Source organism: Alcanivorax sp. (assembly GCF_051117345.1).
In the GTDB taxonomy this organism is placed as follows: Bacteria; Pseudomonadota; Gammaproteobacteria; order Pseudomonadales; family Alcanivoracaceae; genus Alcanivorax.
Map to the genome: position 1 here is coordinate 41,675 of NZ_JBNPEC010000013.1, position 18,766 is coordinate 60,440.

The 18,766-nt window shown below is 59.3% G+C and carries 15 protein-coding genes and 1 tRNA gene; 7 read left to right on the top strand and 9 right to left on the bottom strand.

The window, feature by feature from the left end; translation table 11 throughout:
- The first annotated feature begins 127 nt into the window (after positions 1-127).
- Complete coding sequence (locus ACFE0K_RS01280; protein ID WP_434534334.1) at positions 128-1,528, top strand: PLP-dependent aminotransferase family protein; 1,401 nt, start codon at positions 128-130, stop codon at positions 1,526-1,528.
- A gap of 199 nt (positions 1,529-1,727) precedes the next feature.
- Here ACFE0K_RS01280 and ACFE0K_RS01285 read toward each other — a convergent pair whose 3' ends face one another.
- Positions 1,728-1,952 carry a hypothetical protein gene (locus ACFE0K_RS01285; protein ID WP_434534335.1) on the bottom strand — a complete coding sequence of 75 codons (225 nt, stop codon included), beginning with the start codon at positions 1,950-1,952 and terminating at the stop codon, positions 1,728-1,730.
- 167 nt (positions 1,953-2,119) lie between these two features.
- On the bottom strand, positions 2,120-3,478 hold the full coding sequence (locus ACFE0K_RS01290) for a KamA family radical SAM protein (protein WP_434534336.1): 1,359 nt from the start codon (positions 3,476-3,478) through the stop codon (positions 2,120-2,122).
- Positions 3,479-3,886: 408 nt separating this feature from the next.
- On the opposite strand from ACFE0K_RS01290, the gene ACFE0K_RS01295 reads away from it, so the two are divergent.
- Together ACFE0K_RS01295 and ACFE0K_RS01300 are read left to right on the top strand one after the other, a co-directional pair.
- Positions 3,887-5,332, top strand: a complete 1,446-nt coding sequence (locus ACFE0K_RS01295; RefSeq protein WP_434534337.1) for a phospholipase D-like domain-containing protein — start codon at positions 3,887-3,889, stop codon at positions 5,330-5,332.
- A gap of 204 nt (positions 5,333-5,536) precedes the next feature.
- Positions 5,537-6,277 (top strand): START domain-containing protein, encoded by a 741-nt coding sequence (locus tag ACFE0K_RS01300; RefSeq protein ID WP_434534338.1) that lies wholly within the window; start codon positions 5,537-5,539, stop codon positions 6,275-6,277.
- Here the strand turns inward: ACFE0K_RS01300 and ACFE0K_RS01305 are convergent.
- The 3 genes from ACFE0K_RS01305 to ACFE0K_RS01315 form a co-directional block, all read right to left on the bottom strand.
- Positions 6,234-6,410: a PLDc N-terminal domain-containing protein gene (locus ACFE0K_RS01305; protein ID WP_084573421.1), complete on the bottom strand. Its 177-nt coding sequence runs from the start codon at positions 6,408-6,410 to the stop codon at positions 6,234-6,236. The two genes, ACFE0K_RS01300 and ACFE0K_RS01305, sit on opposite strands and share 44 nt — an antisense overlap.
- A gap of 122 nt (positions 6,411-6,532) precedes the next feature.
- The gene (locus ACFE0K_RS01310) at positions 6,533-7,741 is read right to left on the bottom strand and encodes an MFS transporter (protein ID WP_434534339.1); all 1,209 of its coding nucleotides are present in this window, start codon (positions 7,739-7,741) and stop codon (positions 6,533-6,535) included.
- A gap of 111 nt (positions 7,742-7,852) precedes the next feature.
- Positions 7,853-7,929: transfer RNA gene (locus tag ACFE0K_RS01315), tRNA-Arg, on the bottom strand.
- 479 nt (positions 7,930-8,408) lie between these two features.
- Here ACFE0K_RS01315 and arsS point away from each other — a divergent pair.
- The 4 genes from arsS to ACFE0K_RS01335 all read left to right on the top strand — a co-directional run bounded on the left by arsS (position 8,409) and on the right by ACFE0K_RS01335 (position 11,165).
- On the top strand, positions 8,409-9,368 hold the full coding sequence (arsS, locus tag ACFE0K_RS01320) for an arsenosugar biosynthesis radical SAM (seleno)protein ArsS (protein ID WP_434534340.1): 960 nt from the start codon (positions 8,409-8,411) through the stop codon (positions 9,366-9,368).
- The gene (locus ACFE0K_RS01325) at positions 9,365-10,054 is read left to right on the top strand and encodes a TIGR04283 family arsenosugar biosynthesis glycosyltransferase (protein ID WP_434534341.1); all 690 of its coding nucleotides are present in this window, start codon (positions 9,365-9,367) and stop codon (positions 10,052-10,054) included. Before arsS ends, ACFE0K_RS01325 begins: the two co-directional genes overlap by 4 nt.
- Positions 10,041-10,682: a TIGR04282 family arsenosugar biosynthesis glycosyltransferase gene (locus ACFE0K_RS01330; protein WP_434534342.1), complete on the top strand. Its 642-nt coding sequence runs from the start codon at positions 10,041-10,043 to the stop codon at positions 10,680-10,682. Before ACFE0K_RS01325 ends, ACFE0K_RS01330 begins: the two co-directional genes overlap by 14 nt.
- A gap of 144 nt (positions 10,683-10,826) precedes the next feature.
- Positions 10,827-11,165, top strand: a complete 339-nt coding sequence (locus ACFE0K_RS01335; RefSeq protein ID WP_434534343.1) for an Hpt domain-containing protein — start codon at positions 10,827-10,829, stop codon at positions 11,163-11,165.
- Between the two features lie 646 nt (positions 11,166-11,811).
- On the opposite strand, the gene fdxA is transcribed toward ACFE0K_RS01335, so the two are convergent.
- The 4 genes from fdxA to ACFE0K_RS01355 all read right to left on the bottom strand — a co-directional run.
- On the bottom strand, positions 11,812-12,147 hold the full coding sequence (gene fdxA / locus ACFE0K_RS01340; protein WP_434534344.1) for a ferredoxin FdxA: 336 nt from the start codon (positions 12,145-12,147) through the stop codon (positions 11,812-11,814).
- A 357-nt stretch (positions 12,148-12,504) separates the two neighbouring features.
- Positions 12,505-15,078, bottom strand: a complete 2,574-nt coding sequence (gene mutS / locus ACFE0K_RS01345; protein ID WP_434534345.1) for a DNA mismatch repair protein MutS — start codon at positions 15,076-15,078, stop codon at positions 12,505-12,507.
- Between the two features lie 256 nt (positions 15,079-15,334).
- Positions 15,335-16,924 carry a Fic family protein gene (locus ACFE0K_RS01350; RefSeq protein WP_434534346.1) on the bottom strand — a complete coding sequence of 530 codons (1,590 nt, stop codon included), beginning with the start codon at positions 16,922-16,924 and terminating at the stop codon, positions 15,335-15,337.
- Between the two features lie 628 nt (positions 16,925-17,552).
- A partial coding sequence (locus ACFE0K_RS01355; RefSeq protein ID WP_434534347.1) for a PepSY-associated TM helix domain-containing protein occupies positions 17,553-18,766 on the bottom strand: 1,214 nt, incomplete at its 5' end.

Consider the following 18,766-nt stretch of genomic DNA (forward strand, 5'->3'; position numbering starts at 1 on the left):
TCTGGGTAGACTAGGTGGACAGGCTTTATCGATACAGATATAACAATATTAAATTGAAGCGGTACAGATTGTAAGAATGGTAATCTGTACCGTTTGTTATGCTAAAAACTGTATCGGATTCCTTCCCATGACCTTGTATCAAAGTCTGGCTGACCGCCTGCAGGTCCTGATTCGTGATCAGGTGTATCCGGTGGGCAGTCGTCTGCCCGGGGTGCGGGTGCTGGCGGAGCAGCAGCAGGTCAGTGTGTCCACGGCGGTGAATGCCTGTCGGGAACTGGAGCAGCGCGGCGTGCTGGAAGCGCGCCCCCGATCCGGTTACTACGTACGACAGCCGCCGGTGGTGCGCGAGGCTCCCCGGGTGACCACGGCAAGCCGGCGCCCACGCCGGATTACCGGTCAGGAGCGGGTGCTGCAGATACTGCAGAATGTGAATAACCCGTCGGTGGTGAACCTGGGGGCGGCGGTGCCGGCGCCGGAGTATATGCCGGTGGCAACCATGGAAAGGATGTTTCACAGCGTGCTGCGTGAGGAACGCCGGCGCTGCGTTGGCTACGCTTTCCCGCCCGGGGCCCCGGAGTTGTGTACCCAGGTTGCCCGGCGGCTGGCGGGGTTGCAGTGCGAGGTCAGCCCGGAAGATGTGCTGATTACCAATAGCTGCCAGGAATCCGTGGCCATCGCGCTCAAGCTGACCACCCAACCCGGCGACACCGTGGCGATTGAGTCGCCGACCTATTATGGCCTGTTGCAGGTGATCGATTCGCTGGGCCTCAAGGCATTGGAAATCCCCACCGATCCCGAGGAGGGGATTTCCCTGGAGGCCCTGACCCTGGCGCTGGATCGCTGGAAAGTATCGGCCTGCGTGGTGGTGTCGAATTTTTCCAACCCACTCGGGGTGCAGCTTTCCGATACGCGCAAACAGGCGCTACTGGCACTGTTGTCAAAGCACAAGGTGCCGCTGGTAGAAGATGATATCTACGGGGATTTGCCGCTGAGCGGGCCGCGACCACGGCCAGTGAAAAGCTGGGATCGCAATGGTCTGGTGTATTACTGCTCGTCCTCGTCGAAAACCCTGTCTGCGGGTTTGCGGGTGGGCTGGTTGGTGACCCCGGAGCGTCATCGGGAAAAGGCCCAGTATCTGCAATTCATCAATACGGTATCGGTGGCCACGCCATCACAGCTGGTGCTGGCCCGTTATCTGGAGCGTGGCCATTACGACCGGTTCCTGCGTCAGCTGTGCGGTGAGCACGCCCGGGGTGTGGCAAGAATGACCGAGCGGGTGACGCAGTTGTTTCCGCAACAGACCCGGGTGAGCCGGCCTGCGGGTGGGTTCGTGTTGTGGGTGGAGTTGCCGGGGGAAGTGGATACCACCGAGCTGATGGAAAAAGCGCTGGAAGCCGGGGTGAGTTTTGCTCCGGGCTCGCTGTTTTCCGCCTCCGGAAAATTCGCCAACTGTTTGCGGCTGAACTGCGCGGTGAAGTGGGATAACCGGGTGGAGCAGGCACTGGTGACCTTGTCGCGGTTGTTGTAGCGGTGGAATGGAAGGTCACTTGTGGTTACGAGTTACGAGTTACGAGTTACGAGTTACGAGTTACGAGTTACGAGAAGCGAGAAGCGAGAAGCGAGAAGCGAGAAGCGAGAAGACAAAATCGGTTTTGCATTTCGCTTCTCGCGACTCGTAACTCGCAACCCGGGTTTTCATGCCCTCTGCGATGTCGCTTGGGCTAGGGTTACATCATCACGGAGCCAAGCACTTCGCGTTTGTCGTCCTGCACTTTGATGACCTGATCACCCTGCTTGATCAGGGTGTAGCTTTCCTGGGCGGCCACCACGGTGATGGAGCCGTCTGCGTTGTAGGTCAGTTCGGCTTCATTGCCCAGCCCGTCGGTCACGGTCTCGGTTGTGCCGGCTACCTTGGCGCCTTCCTTGCTGATCGGGTTGGTGCCGGTCCACACGCAGTGAACAGTTAAGAGTTAACAGTGAATAGCGACGCGGTTGGAGTGTCGTGCTGTTGTAAACGCAAGAGGCCGCGCCCGGACATCGGGCGCGGCCTCTTGCGTTGCAAAACAGGAAAGCCAGTTTCGCGAGCTGTTAACTGTTTATTGTTAACTATTCACTGGATTCACTCGCTTTCCATTTCCGCCAGCTCGTCTTCGAAGAAGAACTTGTCTTCGCCGAAGGCCGGTTCCAGATGGTTGAGCCAGGTGGCCTCTTCGTTGTACTTGGCGAAGAAGGGGCGCTGTACCCAGTCATGGTTACGCCCCTGGATGAAGCGCAGGGCAAACACTTTCTCGCCGTTGATTTCAGTGACGCCCTGGATTTCCACCTTGCCTGGGTGGCTGGACATGCTCGGGCCACGGGCGGTACGGGCGATACCGGATACCTGTTTCATGGCATCGCGGTAGATGTTCCAGGCCTTGGCCAGCGGCACTTCAAAGTAACGACGTGCACCGGTGTCCCGTTCCACAAACATGTAGTAGGGGATGATGCCCAGCTCTACCTGGGTCTGCCACAGGCGAGCCCAGTCGTCGGCGTTGTCGTTGATGTGGGCCAACAGCGGCCCCTGAGCACGGATCACGGCGCCGGTGGCACGCACACGGCGCACGGCTTCCCGGGCGATGTCCGTTTCCAGTTCCTGCCAGTGGTTGTAATGCGCCATCAGTGCCAGGTGTTTGCCACTGGTCTGCACTTCCTGAAACAGGTCCAGCAGGTCCTGGGCATCGTCGTCGGACACGACACGCTGCGGCCAGAAGGTCAGCGCCTTGGAACCGATGCGAATGGTGCGGATCTGTTCCAGTTCCAGCAGCGGTTCGATATGGGCGCGCAGGTTCTTGGTCTTCATCACCAGCGGGTCGCCGCCGGTGATCAACACATCGGTGATTTCCGGGTGCGCCTGGATGTACTTCTTGAGCTGGCCGGCCTCCTTGGTGGCAATCTTCAGATCGTTGTCACCAATGAACTGGGCCCAGCGGAAGCAGAAGGTGCAGTAGCTGTGGCACACCTGCCCCTGGCTGGGGAAGAACAGCACGGTTTCGTTGTACTTGTGCTGGACGCCGTCGATCTTCTCGCCGTCCACTTCCGGCATGTTGTGTTCCATCTGCCCAGCGGGGTGTGGGTTCAGGGCTTCACGAACCTCGGCGATGGCGGCCTTGATTTCCGCCTTGTCGCCACCGCGCATGGCCTCGGCCACCTTGTCGAAGTGTTCCGGGGCCAGCATACCTTTCTGCGGGAAGGTGAGCTGGTAGATGGGATCGTTGGGCACCTTGTCCCAGTCGATCAGTTCGTCGATGACGTATTCGTTGACCCGGAAAGGCAGCACATTGGCAACGACTTCCATGGCAAAGCGGGTCTCGTCGTCCAGCCGTTTGAGTGGCTCGATCTTGTCGAGCTGACGCGCGGTGAATACCTTAAAACGGCGCGGTTCATCAAACTGCGGTTCCGTGCTCTGATGCAGCGGAATGACGGCATTGGTTTCGGGCATGGTATCGCTCCTCATCATGCGCCGGCATGACGACGGAATCGCCAATACCGGTACACTGGTTGCCTACACCAGCGGGATTTGTATTCGGTACTACAGATGGCCAGCGGCAGCTGACGCTGAGTTGGGCCTAATGCCCGTTAACGTGCGCCGATCATGGTCGGCGCTGAGGACCCGGGACCCACGTCTCCCAGCCTTGTCGGGGAGGACGTACAGCGCGTGGCGGCTGTGGTTGTCCCAAAAAAAGAGGGCGTATTTTAGTGACTTGGGCTGCAAAGCGCAAAGCCGTTGATCTGACTGGTTTTTGTGGCAATCCACGGGGCTGTAGGGGATATGCTATGTTGATCCATTATTGTCGGCCTGGGGCGGTTTGGGTTGCCAGGCCAAGGGTAGGCAAGGAGCGGAAAACCTTTGGATCTGACATTCTGGAAAAGCCGTTATCAGCAGGGGCTGGCAGTGCTGGAGCCGTTCTGGCCCTATATTGCCGCTGCCATCAGTCTTTCCCTGGCGATCTATGTGACTGCCCATGTGGCCCAGAACAAGCGCGATGCGCGGGCGGCAGCGGCCTGGACCGGGCTGGTGTGGCTGGTGCCGGTGGTCGGCGCGGTACTGTATTTCATGTTGGGGGTCAACCGTATCCAGCGTCGCGCCCGACAGCTCACCGGCGGGCTGATCGACAGTGATGATGGCTGGCGGGTGGCGGCAGAAGCGGTGCCTACGGTGCCGCACCTGCAGGTGCTCAGCCGGCTGGTAGGGCGCCTGACCCATTTGCCGCTCACGGATGGCAACGAGCTGGCACTGCTGGATGCGCCGCAGACCTATCAGGCCATGCTGGACGCGATTAACGGCGCCAGTGAGAGCATCTATCTGGTGACCTATATTTTTGGCAATGACGCTGCCGGCAAGCCGCTGGTGGATGCCCTGGCGGCTGCAGTCAAACGGGGCGTCAAGGTGAGGGTGCTGATTGATGGCATGGGCGCCCACTATTCCCTGCCGTCCGTGGTCTGGCGTCTGCGCCGTCGCGGGGTGCCGGTGCAGCGTTTTCTCTACTCCCTGGCGCCCTGGCGCATGCCCTATATCAACCTGCGAAACCACCGCAAGATCATGATCGTGGATCGCTCCTTGGGCTTTACCGGGGGCATGAATATACGCGCCGGTTATTTGCACAAACCGGCCCGTACCACGGATCTGCATGCTCGGGTAGAAGGGCCGGTGGTGGGCCAGTTGCTGCGCAGTTTCGCGGCCGACTGGGTATTCACCTGCGGGGAAGTGCTGGAAACCAGTTATCGCGGCCCGGCCCTGGTCGGGGAGGTACAGGCGCGGGGCATCAGCGCTGGCCCGGATGCGGATTTTGATAAACGCCGGCTCACCCTGCTGGCCGCCATTGGCAGTGCCGAGCACCGTATCCGGATTGTCACTCCCTATTTCGTGCCGGATCTGACTCTCATGGCTACCTTGCAGATGGCTATTTTGAAGGGCGTGCGAGTGCAGATCGTGATACCCCGCAAGAGCAATCTGCGCATGGTGAACTGGGCGAGTCTGCATGCGTTGCGCTGGCTGGTGGGGGAGGGCGCCGAGCTCTACCTGTCGCCACCGCCGTTCGATCACAGCAAGATAATGACGGTGGATCAGCACTGGCTGATGCTCGGGTCCGGTAACTGGGATGCCCGCAGCCTGCGCCTGAATTTCGAATTTGATCTGGAGTGTTACAGCGCCACCCTCACCACCCGGGTGGATAAGATGCTGGATCGCCATATCCTGCTGTCTACCCGCATGGAGTCGGAGCATTTCCGCGACATGGCCCCCTGGCGTCGTTTGCGCAACGCCCTCTCGCATCTGATGGAACCCTATCTTTGATCTGAACCCGTGACGTCGGTTGCCGCCATGACGTACCGGTCAGCGGGGATTCGAGCGCACCGGCTGTGCGACAAGTCGCATTTTCGGGTTGTCTGTGTCACATTTTTCTCCGTCAGGCAGGTCTGGCGCTGTCAGGCAGGTTATAAAGTGATCACTCGCCGGACTGTCTCGGGTGCGGCGATGGGGATGCGTCAGGAAAACAGAATGATAATAAAACGACTTTTACTCGGCCTGATCCTGCTGGGCGGCTCAGCCCTGTCCACGGCCGACTCGTCAAAATGGGTGCTGGTCACGGACCGGGATGATATCCAGGTCTATCGCCAGGATGACGACAGCTCCCGGCTGAAAACCTTTCGTGGTGTGGGCGTGGTACCGGTGGCGGACTTTAATGCCATTGGTGCTCTGATGGACGACTACGGGGCAGTGGCGTCTTTTATGCACATGGTCTCTGAAATTCGCGACCTGCACCGGGCCTCCCCGTATCAGCGTGACGTCTATGTCACCACTCGCCTGCCATGGCCGGTGAAGGATCGGGATGCGCCTTTGCGTGTGACGTTCTTCCAGGAGCCGGACAGCTACGATCTGGTGATGCCGTTTTCGTTGAATCCGCCGGTATTTCCCGAGCAGCCTGATTATGTGCGCATGCCGCAGATGGAAGGCTATTACCGGTTCGAGCCCTTGTCGCCGGGCGAGGTGAAGGTAACCATTGAGGTGATACTGGACCCGGGTGGCGCGGTGCCGGCCTGGCTGGCCAATATCATTTTGCGGGATATTCCCTATTTCTCACTGCGTCGACTGCGCCGGGTGGTGAACCTGCCGCGTTTCCAGGGGATCTCCCACGGCTACTACCAGACCCCGGAGACCTGGCAGAAGCCACAGGAAAAGCAGTCGCAGGAGGTTGCTAACGCTTCAGCGGCGAGCCCGGCCCCATCAGCCCCCAGATAATCAGCCCGACAAGCGGTAATACCAGCACCAGCAGCACCCACAGCACCTTGTGCAGGGTTTCCGCGCCGGACTGAATGATCATCACAATGGCATAGATCGCCAGGGCAAGTTGTAGCAGTCCCAGGATTTTCATCAGCAAGATCCTTCTTGTACCCGAATGGAATCTTCAATCTAGAGCAGCCGCTCCATCGGGTAAATCACTGATATGTAAAAGAAGGTCTGATGACGCCGTGGGCGTTTTTCTCCTGCCCTGAGCTATCCACTTTCCGCAGCGGTGGCGCTGACGGATTCCGTTGCCAGAATTCGCCAGCCGTAGAGTAGGGCGACCAGTCCCAGGCCTGCGCCCAGTGCCACCACGCCGTTCCAGCCGAAGTGATCGTAGGCCGCCGCCGACGCCAGCGAGCCGCCGGCGCCGCCCAGGAAGTACAGAAACATGTAGCCGGAGTTGAGGCGGTTGCGGGCGCTCTCATCCAGCACCAGGATAAGATTCATATTGGTGATGTGAACCGCCTGCAACGCCAGATCCAACAGCACGATACCGGCCACCAGGGAAATCAGGGAAAAACCGCCCAACCCGAGCAGCCCCCAGGACAGCAGCAAGGCGAACACGCCGATTATGGTCAACCGGCCACCGTATCCCCGGTCGGTCATGCCGCCGGCGGGGCGGGCTGCCAGGGCGCCGGCGGCACCGGCCAGGCCAAACAGGCCGATGGTGGCATCGTTGAAGGTCCAGGGCTGTGCAGACAGCAGGAAGGCCAGCGAGGTCCACAGCACGCTGAACATGGCAAAGATCAGAAAACCGAGCAAGGCGCGGCGACGGAACAGCGGGTAACGCACAAACAGCCCGGCAATGGAGCCGATCAGCTGCCCATAGTGCAGACGGGTGTCCTGCCGGTAACGGGGCAACAGGCGCCACAGCGCCAGGGTGTTCACCAACATCAGGGCCGCCGCCACCCGGTACACCGTATGCCAGTCGCCCAGTGTCGATAGGGCGCCAGCCACGGTGCGTGCCAGCAGAATGCCCAGCAGCAGTCCGCTCATCACCGTGCCCACCACCTTGCCCCGGTTGGCCACCGGCGACAGGGTGGCTGCAAAGGGCACCAGCACCTGGGCCACCACGGAAAAGGCGCCGGTAATGGCGGTGCCGACCAACAGTATGGGCAGGGAGGTGGCGCTGGCACTGACCAGCAGACCGGCGGTGGCACACAGCATCATGGTGACAATCAGCCGGCGGCGCTCGAGCAGATCGCCGAGCGGCACCAGCAGAATCAGCCCCGCCGCATAACTGGCCTGGGCGGTGGTGACGATAATCCCGGCCCCGGCGTAGGACAGGTCCAGTCGGTCGGCAATGGTATGCAGCAATGGCTGAGCGTAGTAGTTGCTCGCTACCACCAGGCCGGTGGTGGCCGCCATCAGAAAGACCAGCGAGCGGCTGAGTGCGGTGTTCGGGTCCTGAGCAGCCATGGCGCCTCCTGAGCGTGGGGCGGCAAGTGTTATTGAATATGGTTCATTTTTCAAGGTGCAGCTTGCTGGCAGGACAAGACGTGGCGATGTAACACGGATACAGAAAAGAAATGGCGCCCCGAACAGGAGTCGAACCTGTGACCTAGCGCTTAGGAGGCGCTTGCTCTATCCAACTGAGCTACCGGGGCTGAAGAAGTGACGATTGTAAGGACTTTTAGTCGCGGTGCCAGTTTCCGGGAGCAAGCGACTATTTTGTCGGCGCTTTCTCGCCCTGCGGGCACCGGCAAAGCGGCGGTATCCGCTTCGCGTTCGTTCGGCCAAAGCACGCTTTGGAAACTCCCGACCTCACCCAACTGAGCTACCGGGCTGAAGAAGTGATGATTGTAAGGACTTTTGATCGCGGTGCCAGTTTCCACCATGCGAGCGGCTAATTTTCAGGCGATTCAGGGTACGAGAAGTGTGTGGGCAATTCGGCAAACTGAATTGCCCACTCAAACCATGCTGGCCCCTGTCTCTGTTTCCTTGCGATGGCGTTGCCGCAAAAAAATACTCCCGATACTTGCTTAACGACCGTGGGCCGCCACCATCTTGCTTGCAGCTTTCACGTAACCTTTGCGACAAGCCTGCATCCAATTGCTAGCATTGAGGAAACTGAAACAGGTGACGTATGCAGGACACCCACGATTTACTGGTACGCAGCAGCACCGACTTCCCGCCGCTGCGCCGCCATGCCACTTCCATATTGCAGGTGAACCTGGGGTATCTGTGCAATCTGAGTTGCGTTCACTGCCATGTGAACGCGGGCCCCACGCGCACTGAATTGATGGACCGGGAAACCGTGGACATGGTGCTTGAGGTGATTCGGCTTCGCGACATCCGGGTGCTGGATCTTACCGGCGGTGCGCCGGAGATGAATCCCCATTTCCGCTACCTGGTGGAACAGGCCAGGGCTATGGATGTGGAAGTCATCGACCGCTGCAATCTCACCATTCTGCTGGAGCCGGGTTACGAAGATTTGCCGCAGTTTCTGGCTGATAATCGGGTGCATGTGGTGGCATCACTGCCCTGTTATCTGGAAGAGAATGTGAACGCGCAGCGCGGCAAGGGTGTGTACCAGGGCAGTATCGAGGCCATTCGCCGGCTTAATGCCAAGGGCTATGGCAGTGACGGGCTGTTGCTGGATCTGGTCTATAACCCCACCGGGCCGTCCCTGCCACCACCCCAGGCGGTGCTGGAAGCGGACTACAAGCGTGAACTGGATGAACGCTTCGGGCTGCGTTTTAACAGTCTGCTGACCATCACCAATATGCCTATCAGTCGTTTCGGTGCGGTGCTGTTGGCCCATAACCAGTTCAACGATTACATGCAGCTGCTGCGCGACAGCTTCAACCGCGACACCCTGCCGGCGGTGATGTGCCGGGCCACGGTGAGCGTGGATTATCAGGGCTACCTGTACGATTGTGACTTCAACCAGATGCTGGATATGCCCCTGGGGCACCATGAGGGCCACCCGCACTTGTCCGGGCTACTGGATCACGATCTGGAAGGCGAGCCCATCTACGTAGCGGACCATTGTTTCGGCTGTACCGCCGGTGCCGGCAGTAGTTGCAGCGGTGCCCTGGGGTGAGCGATTCCACTGTCAGTGTGATCGTGCCGGTGCGTAACGAAGCCGGTAATCTGGCCGCTACCCTGGCCATGCTCCGTGATGCCCTGCAAGCGGGTGATGAGTTGGTGGTGGTGGATGGCGGCAGTACAGATGGCAGTGTGGAGATTGCCCGTGAGCTGGCAGATCGGGTGGTTCTCAGTGCCCCGGGTCGTGCTCGGCAAATGAACGCCGGCGCCCGCCAGGCCAGTGGCGACTGGCTGTGGTTTGTCCATGCGGATAGCCAGCTTGATGGCTCCCACCGGCAGCAACTGACGCGTTTGCCGACGGATGCCCGATGGGGCCGTTTTGATGTGCGCCTGAGTGGCCAGCGTTTTCTGTTCCGGGTCATCGGCGCCATGATCAATCTGCGCTCCCGATTTTCCGGCATTGCCACCGGCGACCAGGGCATCTTTGTGCGCCGCGATATCTTTACTGCACTGGAAGGCTACCCAGACCAACCCTTGATGGAAGACATTGCCCTGAGCCGGCGGCTGAAGCAGCAGCAGGGACGACCCTGTTGTTTGCGCCCGGCGCTGACTACCAGTAGTCGTCGCTGGGAGGTCAAGGGGGCCTGGCCGACCATCTGGCTGATGTGGTCCCTGCGCTACCGCTATTGGCGTGGTGTCCAGCCAGAGGAACTGTACCGGGATTATTATGGCGAGCACTGAAGGCCCGTCGCAGCCGTTGTTGATCGTCTTTGCCCGGGCACTGCAGGCCGGCCGGGTGAAAACCCGACTGATCCCCCATTTCGGCGAAGCGGGTGCCCTCACGCTGTACCGATTGCTGCTGACTCGCACCATTGCCGCGGCCTGTGATTTTCCAGGTCGGGTGCAGCTTTGGCTGGATCAAGCCGATACGGAGCTGGAGGCACTGGCGGAGCGCAATGGCTGGTCCTGCCACCTGCAACAGGGCGAAGACCTGGGGCAAAAAATGGCCCAGGCCCTGAATAGCGGCCTGGCGCAGGCCGATCAGGTGTTACTGGTTGGCAGTGACTGTGCGGTACTGGACCAGGACTACTTTGAGCAGGCCCTGCAGGGGCTGGACAAGGCGCCGGTGGTATTTGGTCCCAGCGAAGATGGCGGCTATGTGTTGATCGGCAGCTCCCGGCAGGCTCTATGGCACCCCCAGCGTTTCCGGGGTGTTCGTTTCGGCGGCGAACAGGCCCTGGCCGACAGTGTGGCTTGTTTTCCTGCGGAACGGGTGGTTCGTCTACCGGTCCTATGGGACGTGGATACCCGTGATGACGTGATACGCGCGCAGTCCTGCGGTTTGTTGCCCGTGCTCCAGGCGGAATAGCTCCCTGCAGGTTTCAGATCTCTCGAGCACGCAAAGTCTCATTTGACGCCCCGCTACTAATTTTTTCTGGATTTTCGAGATATTCCACATAAGATTTCATGATTAATGGTTAGGGTTACCCCCGTAAAGGAAGACGGAGCCGGTATGCAAGATTCAGCGATTCTCGACGATGAGGTCGTTACAGAACTACAGGACGTAATGGGCCAGGATTTCCCCATGCTGGTCGGTTCCTTTCACCGCGATGGAGAACAACGTCTTCAGGCACTGGAGGCCGCGTATACCGCGGGCGATAAGGAAACTCTGTGCCGCCAGGCACATAGCTTCAAGGGAAGCAGCGGTAATCTGGGTGCGGTGCGGGTTTTCGACCTGTGCATGCAGCTGGAGAGTCTGGCCAGGGAAGGAGAGTTGGGACAGGTTTCCGACTTGCTGGCACGGCTGCGTGATGCCTTCGACCAGGCCTGTGACGCCTTGCGCCAGATCTGATTTGCCCGCGGTTTAGCAAATTTCAGACAAAAAAAACCCTCTTCCGAATTTGGGGGGTGGAAGAGGGGGGTTGTGAGCGCTATTTCTAGCGCCTTGGGGGGATACTGATTGAAGTGCTCAAGGGCCTGAGACCCTTCACTTCATGGACACAATCCTAACCGTAACCGCTTGGCGGTGCTGTAAAAACGGGTGAGAAAATGTAAAAGCATGGGCGCGTTTTGGCATCCTCATGTTTCGTTTAAGAGGCTGTTGTTCATGAATCGGGTGAAGGGCGGCGCTGACTTGTAAGAGATCTCTTACAAAGCTGTAGGAAAAAGCAGTCTTTTTCTGTCGCTTTTGGTGCTTCTGAAGCGAAAAAATAAATATAAGTTTTTGATTTTCAGGGATTTTATTTATTTTGGGTGGTTTTTGGGCAGACTTTTAATATTTATTTTACCCAAACGGCCGGGAGCCGTTGATATAGTGGATTTGTGTTCAGGGATATGGGCACAGGGATAAGCAAGGACAGCACACAAGGATGTTGCGGTGAGCGCAAAAGAGTCAGGATGACTCGACGCAAAAAAGGGCGGCAGGATGCCGCCCTTTTTCTTTGTCTGCGAATAAGTAAAGCCGGGGTAGACGGCTTACCGGGTTCGCCGGGAAAGCCTTAGCCTTCCCATTGTTTAACCAGCTTCTCGCGCTTGTTGGGTACACCGTCCCACTCTTCCGCATCGTCCGGTGCATCTTTCATTTCGGTAATGTTCGGCCACTTCTCGGCCAGGTCCGCATTGATCTCAAGGAATTCCTGCTCGCCCTCAGGCAGCTCATCCTCGGAGAAAATGGCGTTAACCGGGCACTCCGGCTCACACAGTGCACAGTCGATACACTCGTCCGGGTGGATAACCAGGAAGTTGGGGCCTTCGTAGAAACAGTCTACCGGGCATACTTCTACACAATCGGTGTGCTTGCAGTTAATGCAGTTCTCACCTACTACGAACGTCATAGCCTGTCCTCGCCAGGTGTCTTGATCTTTGTACAGCGTCAGACTGCCGATTATAGCAGCGCAGGACCTGTCTCGCTTGGGGTGGCGCTAGTCTAGCGACATGACCAAAGGCAGGCAAACAAAGCCTTGATATAAGGTAATAACCTACAGTGGCCGGAGAAGACAACGGGGACACGCCATCTTCTGTAGGAGCGCCTCTCGAGGCGCGATACCGGGCCAGGATCAGAAGCGTTTTCACCACAGAGGGCACAGAGCACACAGAGGTAAAACCGGTTTTCGCGATGATTTTCGTGCCTCTGTGGTGAATGCCTGTTCTTTTCGACATTTGAAATCGCACCGCCAGCCGCTCCTGCAGCGCTACAGCAGTCCTCTCAGCTTGTACAGCGCCTCCAGCGCCTGCTTCGGTGTCAGATCGTCCGGATCCAGTTCCTTGAGGGCATGCTCCACGGCGCTGGGCTCGGCGAACAGGCTGGCCTGGGCAGGGGCCGCTGACGGTGTGGCGGCAGCTGGGGTTGAACGGTCTGCGGGTGCCAGTGGTTTACCGGCTTCCAGCTCGCGCAGCTTTTCCCCTGCCTGATGGATCACGCTCTGTGGCACCCCGGCCAGCTGGGCCACCTGCAAGCCATAGCTGCGGCTGGCCGGGCCTTCCTGCACCCGGTGCAGGAACACGATGCGGTTATCGTGCTCGCTGGCGGTGAGGTGGGCGTTATAGATGCCGGGCAGTTGCTCCGGGAGCTGGGTCAGCTCGAAATAGTGGGTGGCGAACAGGGTGAATGCCTTGAGGTTGCGCGCCAGGTGTTCGGCAGCGGCCCAAGCCAGGCTCAGGCCATCAAAGGTGCTGGTGCCCCGGCCGATTTCGTCCATCAATACCAGGCTCTGGGCGGTGGCATTGTTAAGGATGTTGGCGGTTTCGGACATTTCCACCATAAAGGTGGAGCGCCCGCCGGCCAGATCATCGGAGGAGCCGATACGGGTGAAGATCCGGTCCAGGCTGCCGATGCGAGCGCTGGCCGCGGGCACACAGCTACCCAGATGGGCGAGCAGGGCGATCAACGCGGTCTGGCGCATGTAAGTGGACTTACCGCCCATGTTCGGGCCGGTAATGATCACCATGCGGCGGGCATCATCCAGGTGCAGGCTGTTGGGCACGAAAGCGTCATCCAGCACTTGCTCCACCACCGGGTGGCGGCCATCGACGATTTCGATAATGGCATCGTCGTCGACCAGCTGTGGGCGCACCCAGTTAAGCGCTTCGGCGCGCTCGGCCAGAGACGCCAGCACATCCAGCTCGGCCACGGCGGCTGCGCTGCGCTGCAGGGCGTGCAGGTCGGCGGCCACTTTTTCCAGCAGGGCTTCGTAAAGGCGTTTTTCCAGCGTCAGTGCCTTGCTGGATGCAGACAGCGCTTTGTCTTCGAACTCTTTCAGTTCCGGGGTAATAAAGCGTTCTGCATTCTTCAGTGTCTGGCGGCGCTGATAATCCGCTGGCGCCTTGTCCGATTCCCGCCGTGAAAGCTCGATGTAATAGCCATGTACCCGGTTGTACTTCACCCGCAGGGTGGACAGCTGGGTGCGTTCGCGTTCGCGGGTTTCAATGTCCACCAGAATGGCGCCGGCGTTTTCGCTGATGGAGCGCAGCTCGTCCAGCTCTTCGCTATAGCCCGGTGCAATCACGCCGCCGTCGCGAATCAGCATGGGCGGGTTTTCAATTACCGCCGTGCCCAGTAATTCCACCTGATTGGGAAACTGGCCGATACGCTCGATTAATTCGTAGAAGCAGTCTGCCGCGGGCAAGGTGCCGATCAGAGGCGGCAGGGCCTTGAGGCTGGCGTGCAGGCGTGTCAGGTCACGGGGCCGGGCGGAGCGCAGGGCCACCCGACCGAGAATCCGTTCCATGTCACCGATGTCATTGAGCACATCGCGGGCGGACTCGAAGCACCAGCCCTGGCGCAGGGCATCGATCTGGTCCTGGCGCTGGGTGAGGGTGGTGCGGTTGCGCAGGGGCTGGTGCACCCAGCGCTTGAGCAGGCGCGCGCCCATGGCGGTCTCGGTGCTGTCCAGCACCCAGGCCAGGGTGTTCTGTTCCTGACCATCCAGGGTTTCCGTCAGCTCCAGGTTGCGGCGGGTGGCCGCATCCATGGCCACCGCATCGTCAAAGCTTTCCACCGCCAGAGAGGTAATATGGGGAAGCTCGCCGCGCTGGGTTTCCTTGGCATAACCCAGCAAGGCGCCAGCGGCGGCCACGGCCACCGACGACGGTTCGCCAAAACCGGCCAGATCCTGCACCTGAAACTGCTGGCACAACTGGCGGCGCGCAGCGTCCTCATCAAACTCCCAGCCCGGGCGCTTGCGAGTGCCGGGCCGTTCGGCCCACCGGCCTGGCAGGCCATGCTCTTCGCTCAGCAACAGCTCCGCCGGTGACCAGCGCTCCAGCAGCGCCTGTAATTGCTCGGCGCCTTCCACCTGAGTGACTACAAAGCGCCCGGCAGCCAGATCCAGGCTGGCGCAACCGTACTGGTTGTTGTGGTCGAAGACGGCGCACAACAGATTATCGCGACGTTCTTCCAGCAGTGCTTCGTCACTGACCGTGCCGGGGGTGACGATGCGCACCACCTTGCGTTCCACCGGCCCCTTGGCCAATGCAGGGTCACCAATCTGCTCGGCAATCGCCACGGATTCTCCCAGCTTAACCAGCCTGGCCAGGTAGTTCTCCGCCGCATGGTAGGGAATCCCCGCCATGGGAATGGGTTTGCCGGCACTCTGGCCGCGCTGGGTCAGGGTAATGTCCAGCAGGCGGGCGGCTTTCTGGGCATCGCCTAAGAACAACTCGTAGAAATCCCCCATGCGGTAGAACACCAGCTGATCCGGCTGCTCGGCCTTGATACGCAGGTATTGCTGCATCATCGGCGTATGTTGGCTCAGGTCCGCGCTCACAGTTCCTCCGGGAGATCAATCATCTATAAAGTCGGCCATGATAAAGGGATTGGGTGGAGGAATCATGGGGGATTTCCATGCTGTCGGCTGGTTGGCTGGTCTGATTCGCGTTGCCCGCAGGGCGCGAAAGATCACGGCGCAGGAGCTGGCCGACCGAGCTGGGATCCCGGGACATGTTTCAGCGAATGGAAAAGGGTGCCCTTAAAGGCTGAGTAAGGGCATTGCTCGAAGTCGCTACACGTTAACTGAATTTTATTTAATCAGAATCCGGAGAGAAGGCTTCGCGGACAAGCTTTTCTGCTTCAGAAATCTCTTCCTCTGTCATCCATTCAAAATGACTTTTTCGCTTGTTGGCTGAAAGCAATCCGTCGTTTTTCCGGACCACCCGCACAAACAGTTCCAGGCTGTGATCCGGCCAATCCAGTAGTCCGTTCAATGCCCGGCAGGCGTGATCGAAGCCCAGCAGGAAGTCGATTTCCTGTTGAAGGTCGTGTTCGACAGTCCGCTCCAGGGCGCGATAGAGGAATTCTGTTTGTCGGGTCAGGTCTGGGTAGCGGAAATACACCGGGTCGTTGCCGGTGGCCGGGCTGTCTGGCGTGTCCGGGTTGTAGTCGGTGAACCGATTCAGGGGCTTGGAGAAGTGTTCCAACGTCTCGATGTAGTCGTCCAGGTTGGCCAGGATCACGGCGGATACCGGCAGGACGATGCCGCGCGGGGTAAACCCGGCTTTCGCCAAGGTGTCGTGAATCAGGTAGCGGTGAATGCGTCCGTTGCCATCCATGAATGGGTGAATGTAGACGAAGCCGAAGGCGATGCAAGCGGCGGCGACCACCGGGTCCATGGGTGGGGCATACTTTTCATAGCGTTGATTGACGAAGTCGAGAACGAGTGTGGGTCGCTTATCGTTTTTTTCCTGGTCCCGGACCTCTTCCAGGTCGTCGTTAAAGTTCGAGGACATAGTGAGTAGCCCGCCCATCAACTCCGGGAGGTCTTCGGGCCTGGCGGGTATGAAATCGATCTGCTGGCGATGGCCAAGATCCTTGCCAATCCAGTTTTGTCGGTGGCGCCAGGTGAATTCGTGAAAGCGGGGATCAATCACGGTGTTTTGTAGGGCGGCCAATCTTTCTTCGGTGAGCGGCTCATGGGCATCCGCCTGTCTCAGCATGTCCGCGAAACGCTGTGCTTTTTTGGGGCTCGGTTTTTCCCGTTCCACCTCGAAGGAAGATTGGGTTTCCTTCAGGTACAGAAATGCGGCCGCGCGTCTCAGCAGGCTTTCGTCATATCGCGCCAGGGTCTCGAAGGTGCTCTTGCGGAGGTCTTTGCGGACCATGTCATTCAGATAGTCCGTGCGCCGCACCAGGGGGCAGAACGAAGGCGGCCCGGCCAGGTTGTTGGTAATACGGAATCGTCTGCTGCGCTCGCCGTGTTCCCGGACGAAGTGATGCGCGGGATCGACGGCCAGAATATATCGGGCACGGGAGGGGACGGGGTCTTCGATGGGGAGACGCTGACCGGTCAACCATTCAAACAGGAAGCAGGCTCTCCGGGCGTATTGAGACTCGGGGCTGTCGAGGAGCCACGTCACCAGTTCTTCGGGGCCTATTTTTTCGAAGAGCAGGGAAAGGACCTGCAGGTTGATGCCTTCGTAGCGAAGCGCAAACTGGATTTGCCCCGCTAAGGTCTCGCCGGGGTCGTAGTTCGGTTCAAAGCGGTGGACGACCTTCCCCCCTTGCTGGGTGCTTTGCCGCCCGCCCCGAATATTCCCCACATAGGCACATTCGTCCAACGGCAATGCGCGCAGGTCATACTTTTCGATCAGCCATTGGTAGCCAAGCGGTGCGGACACAGGGACCTCTTCAGTAATTCAGCCGGGCATGCAGTATAGTGGCCGGAAATTGATATTTTTGCAGTAAAATTGCCGCACAGGAAGGCCGATACGGCCACTTTTTTGAAATATAATTATTTTCCGGCCACTATACTGCATGCCCGGCCGAATTACTGAATTTTGAAAGAGCATGACCGGAGACACCCTCCATCCTCACCCCATCTCGGCAAGGTTTGCCCCGGATCAAGTTCGCGGCAGGCTCTGCCGGGATTTTTTTGTGGGCGATTTTCGCGGCGGGAGGTGTGGCCGGTGTTGGATGTTGGGTTGGTGGATGGTTTGTGGGCGTTTTTGTTGGGTATGATAAACCCCTTCGGGGCGCCCTGCGGGCGTCCAGCCTAAAGGCATGTCGCCCAGCTCCACCCAACCTACGGCCTCGCGAAGACGTGTAGGTTGGGTGGAGTACAACGATACCCAACATGGCCATTCTGCACCCTCCCACTCCCACGCCGTGGTACTCGAAAAAAACCGTCAACCCCAGCAACATGATCGAGCATGAAGGGGTCGCTTCTATCGGTTAAGTTGGCTGCGACGATGTGGACACTCTGGTGGTCAGCCCTTCCGGGTTTTGGGTTTTCGGCTGAAATTTTTGCTATCGCTTTCCTGTGCGAGCGGCGCGTTTTCGCCACCAGATAATAATGCCGGTAAGGCTGAGGCTAACCACGGCCACGCCCATCATGGTGACCAGAATCCGGTAGGGCAGCCCGCCGAGCCCGGCAATATGCAGCGTGGTTAGCCAGGTGGTGAGCGTGTCGCCGGCGGCTTCGCCGGTGGGCAGGTAGAAGCCCAGCAGATGGCCGCGGGTGGCGTCGATGTAGAGCCAGCTTTCGCCGAACCGCTGGTTAACGTCCCGGTCGGTGCTGACCATCAGTTTCAGGGCGTTTTTTTCCGGGTAATAGGCGAAGCGCTCCAGCGCGAGAACCTGGAAACCCTTCTCCGCTGCTTGTTTTTCCAGGTGCTGTCGGGCTGCCACAAAACCGGCCTGCCAGCCGATCTGCGGTTGTGGAGCGGGAGAGGCTTGCGCAGGAATGTCGTCCAGCGGGTTGTCTTGAAACGTCATGAACAGCCCGGTGGCGGGGCGATAGATCTCTGCGTAGAGGTTCATTGCCACGCTGCTCCAGGCAAACACAAACAACAGCGCCCAGGGCCACAGGCCGCCGGCCCGGTGCAGGTCGAAATCGCGTTTGTGCGGGCGGCTTCGCCAGCGTATTTTCCAGGCGGGCCTCCAACGCTTCCAGACATTATTCAGCGATGAGGTCGATGCTCTGCGACGCCGGGGCGGAAACGTCAGGTAAGCGCCGACAAAGCAATCCACCATCCAGAGCAGGCTGATCACCCCGAACACCCAGGTACCGATGGTGCCCAGCGCCAGCGAGTAATGCAGGCGATAGATAAATGGCATGACATTGGTGATGCCCTGGGAGATATCCCCCCATCGTCTGCCGCCCAAGACGTCACCGCTGTAGGGATCCACAAAGACCTCGTCCATGGACAGCGTGCTGGCGTCATCTTTGGGGGCAATAAAAAACCGCGCGGTGCGGTCGGCGGAGGGACGTTGCAGCAGCATCCAGTTCACCGACGCAGAAGGAAAGGCAGCTTCCACCTTGTCGCGCAGGGCAAAAGGGGAAAGCGGCGGGTTATTGTGAGAAGGGGGGCTAACCCGCAATAGCTGCGGGTTAAACCGGGCATCCAGCTCGTGATACCAGACCAGCAACGCCCCCGTCAGGCCGGCGATAACCAGCAAACCGGCCACCACCAGGCCCACGTCGCGGTGCAGGATGCCCAGCTGTTTGAGCAGCGTACTTT

Excerpts from the sequence above, each read along its gene's own strand:
- ACFE0K_RS01280 (WP_434534334.1), top strand. The coding sequence starts at position 128 with ATGACCTTGTATCAAAGTCTGGCTGACCGCCTGCAGGTCCTGATTCGT.
- ACFE0K_RS01290 (WP_434534336.1), bottom strand. The coding sequence starts at position 3,478 with ATGCCCGAAACCAATGCCGTCATTCCGCTGCATCAGAGCACGGAACCG.
- ACFE0K_RS01300 (WP_434534338.1), top strand. The coding sequence starts at position 5,537 with ATGATAATAAAACGACTTTTACTCGGCCTGATCCTGCTGGGCGGCTCA.
- ACFE0K_RS01305 (WP_084573421.1), bottom strand. The coding sequence starts at position 6,410 with ATGAAAATCCTGGGACTGCTACAACTTGCCCTGGCGATCTATGCCATT.
- ACFE0K_RS01310 (WP_434534339.1), bottom strand. The coding sequence starts at position 7,741 with ATGGCTGCTCAGGACCCGAACACCGCACTCAGCCGCTCGCTGGTCTTT.
- arsS (WP_434534340.1), top strand. The coding sequence starts at position 8,409 with ATGCAGGACACCCACGATTTACTGGTACGCAGCAGCACCGACTTCCCG.
- ACFE0K_RS01330 (WP_434534342.1), top strand. The coding sequence starts at position 10,041 with ATGGCGAGCACTGAAGGCCCGTCGCAGCCGTTGTTGATCGTCTTTGCC.
- ACFE0K_RS01335 (WP_434534343.1), top strand. The coding sequence starts at position 10,827 with ATGCAAGATTCAGCGATTCTCGACGATGAGGTCGTTACAGAACTACAG.
- fdxA (WP_434534344.1), bottom strand. The coding sequence starts at position 12,147 with ATGACGTTCGTAGTAGGTGAGAACTGCATTAACTGCAAGCACACCGAT.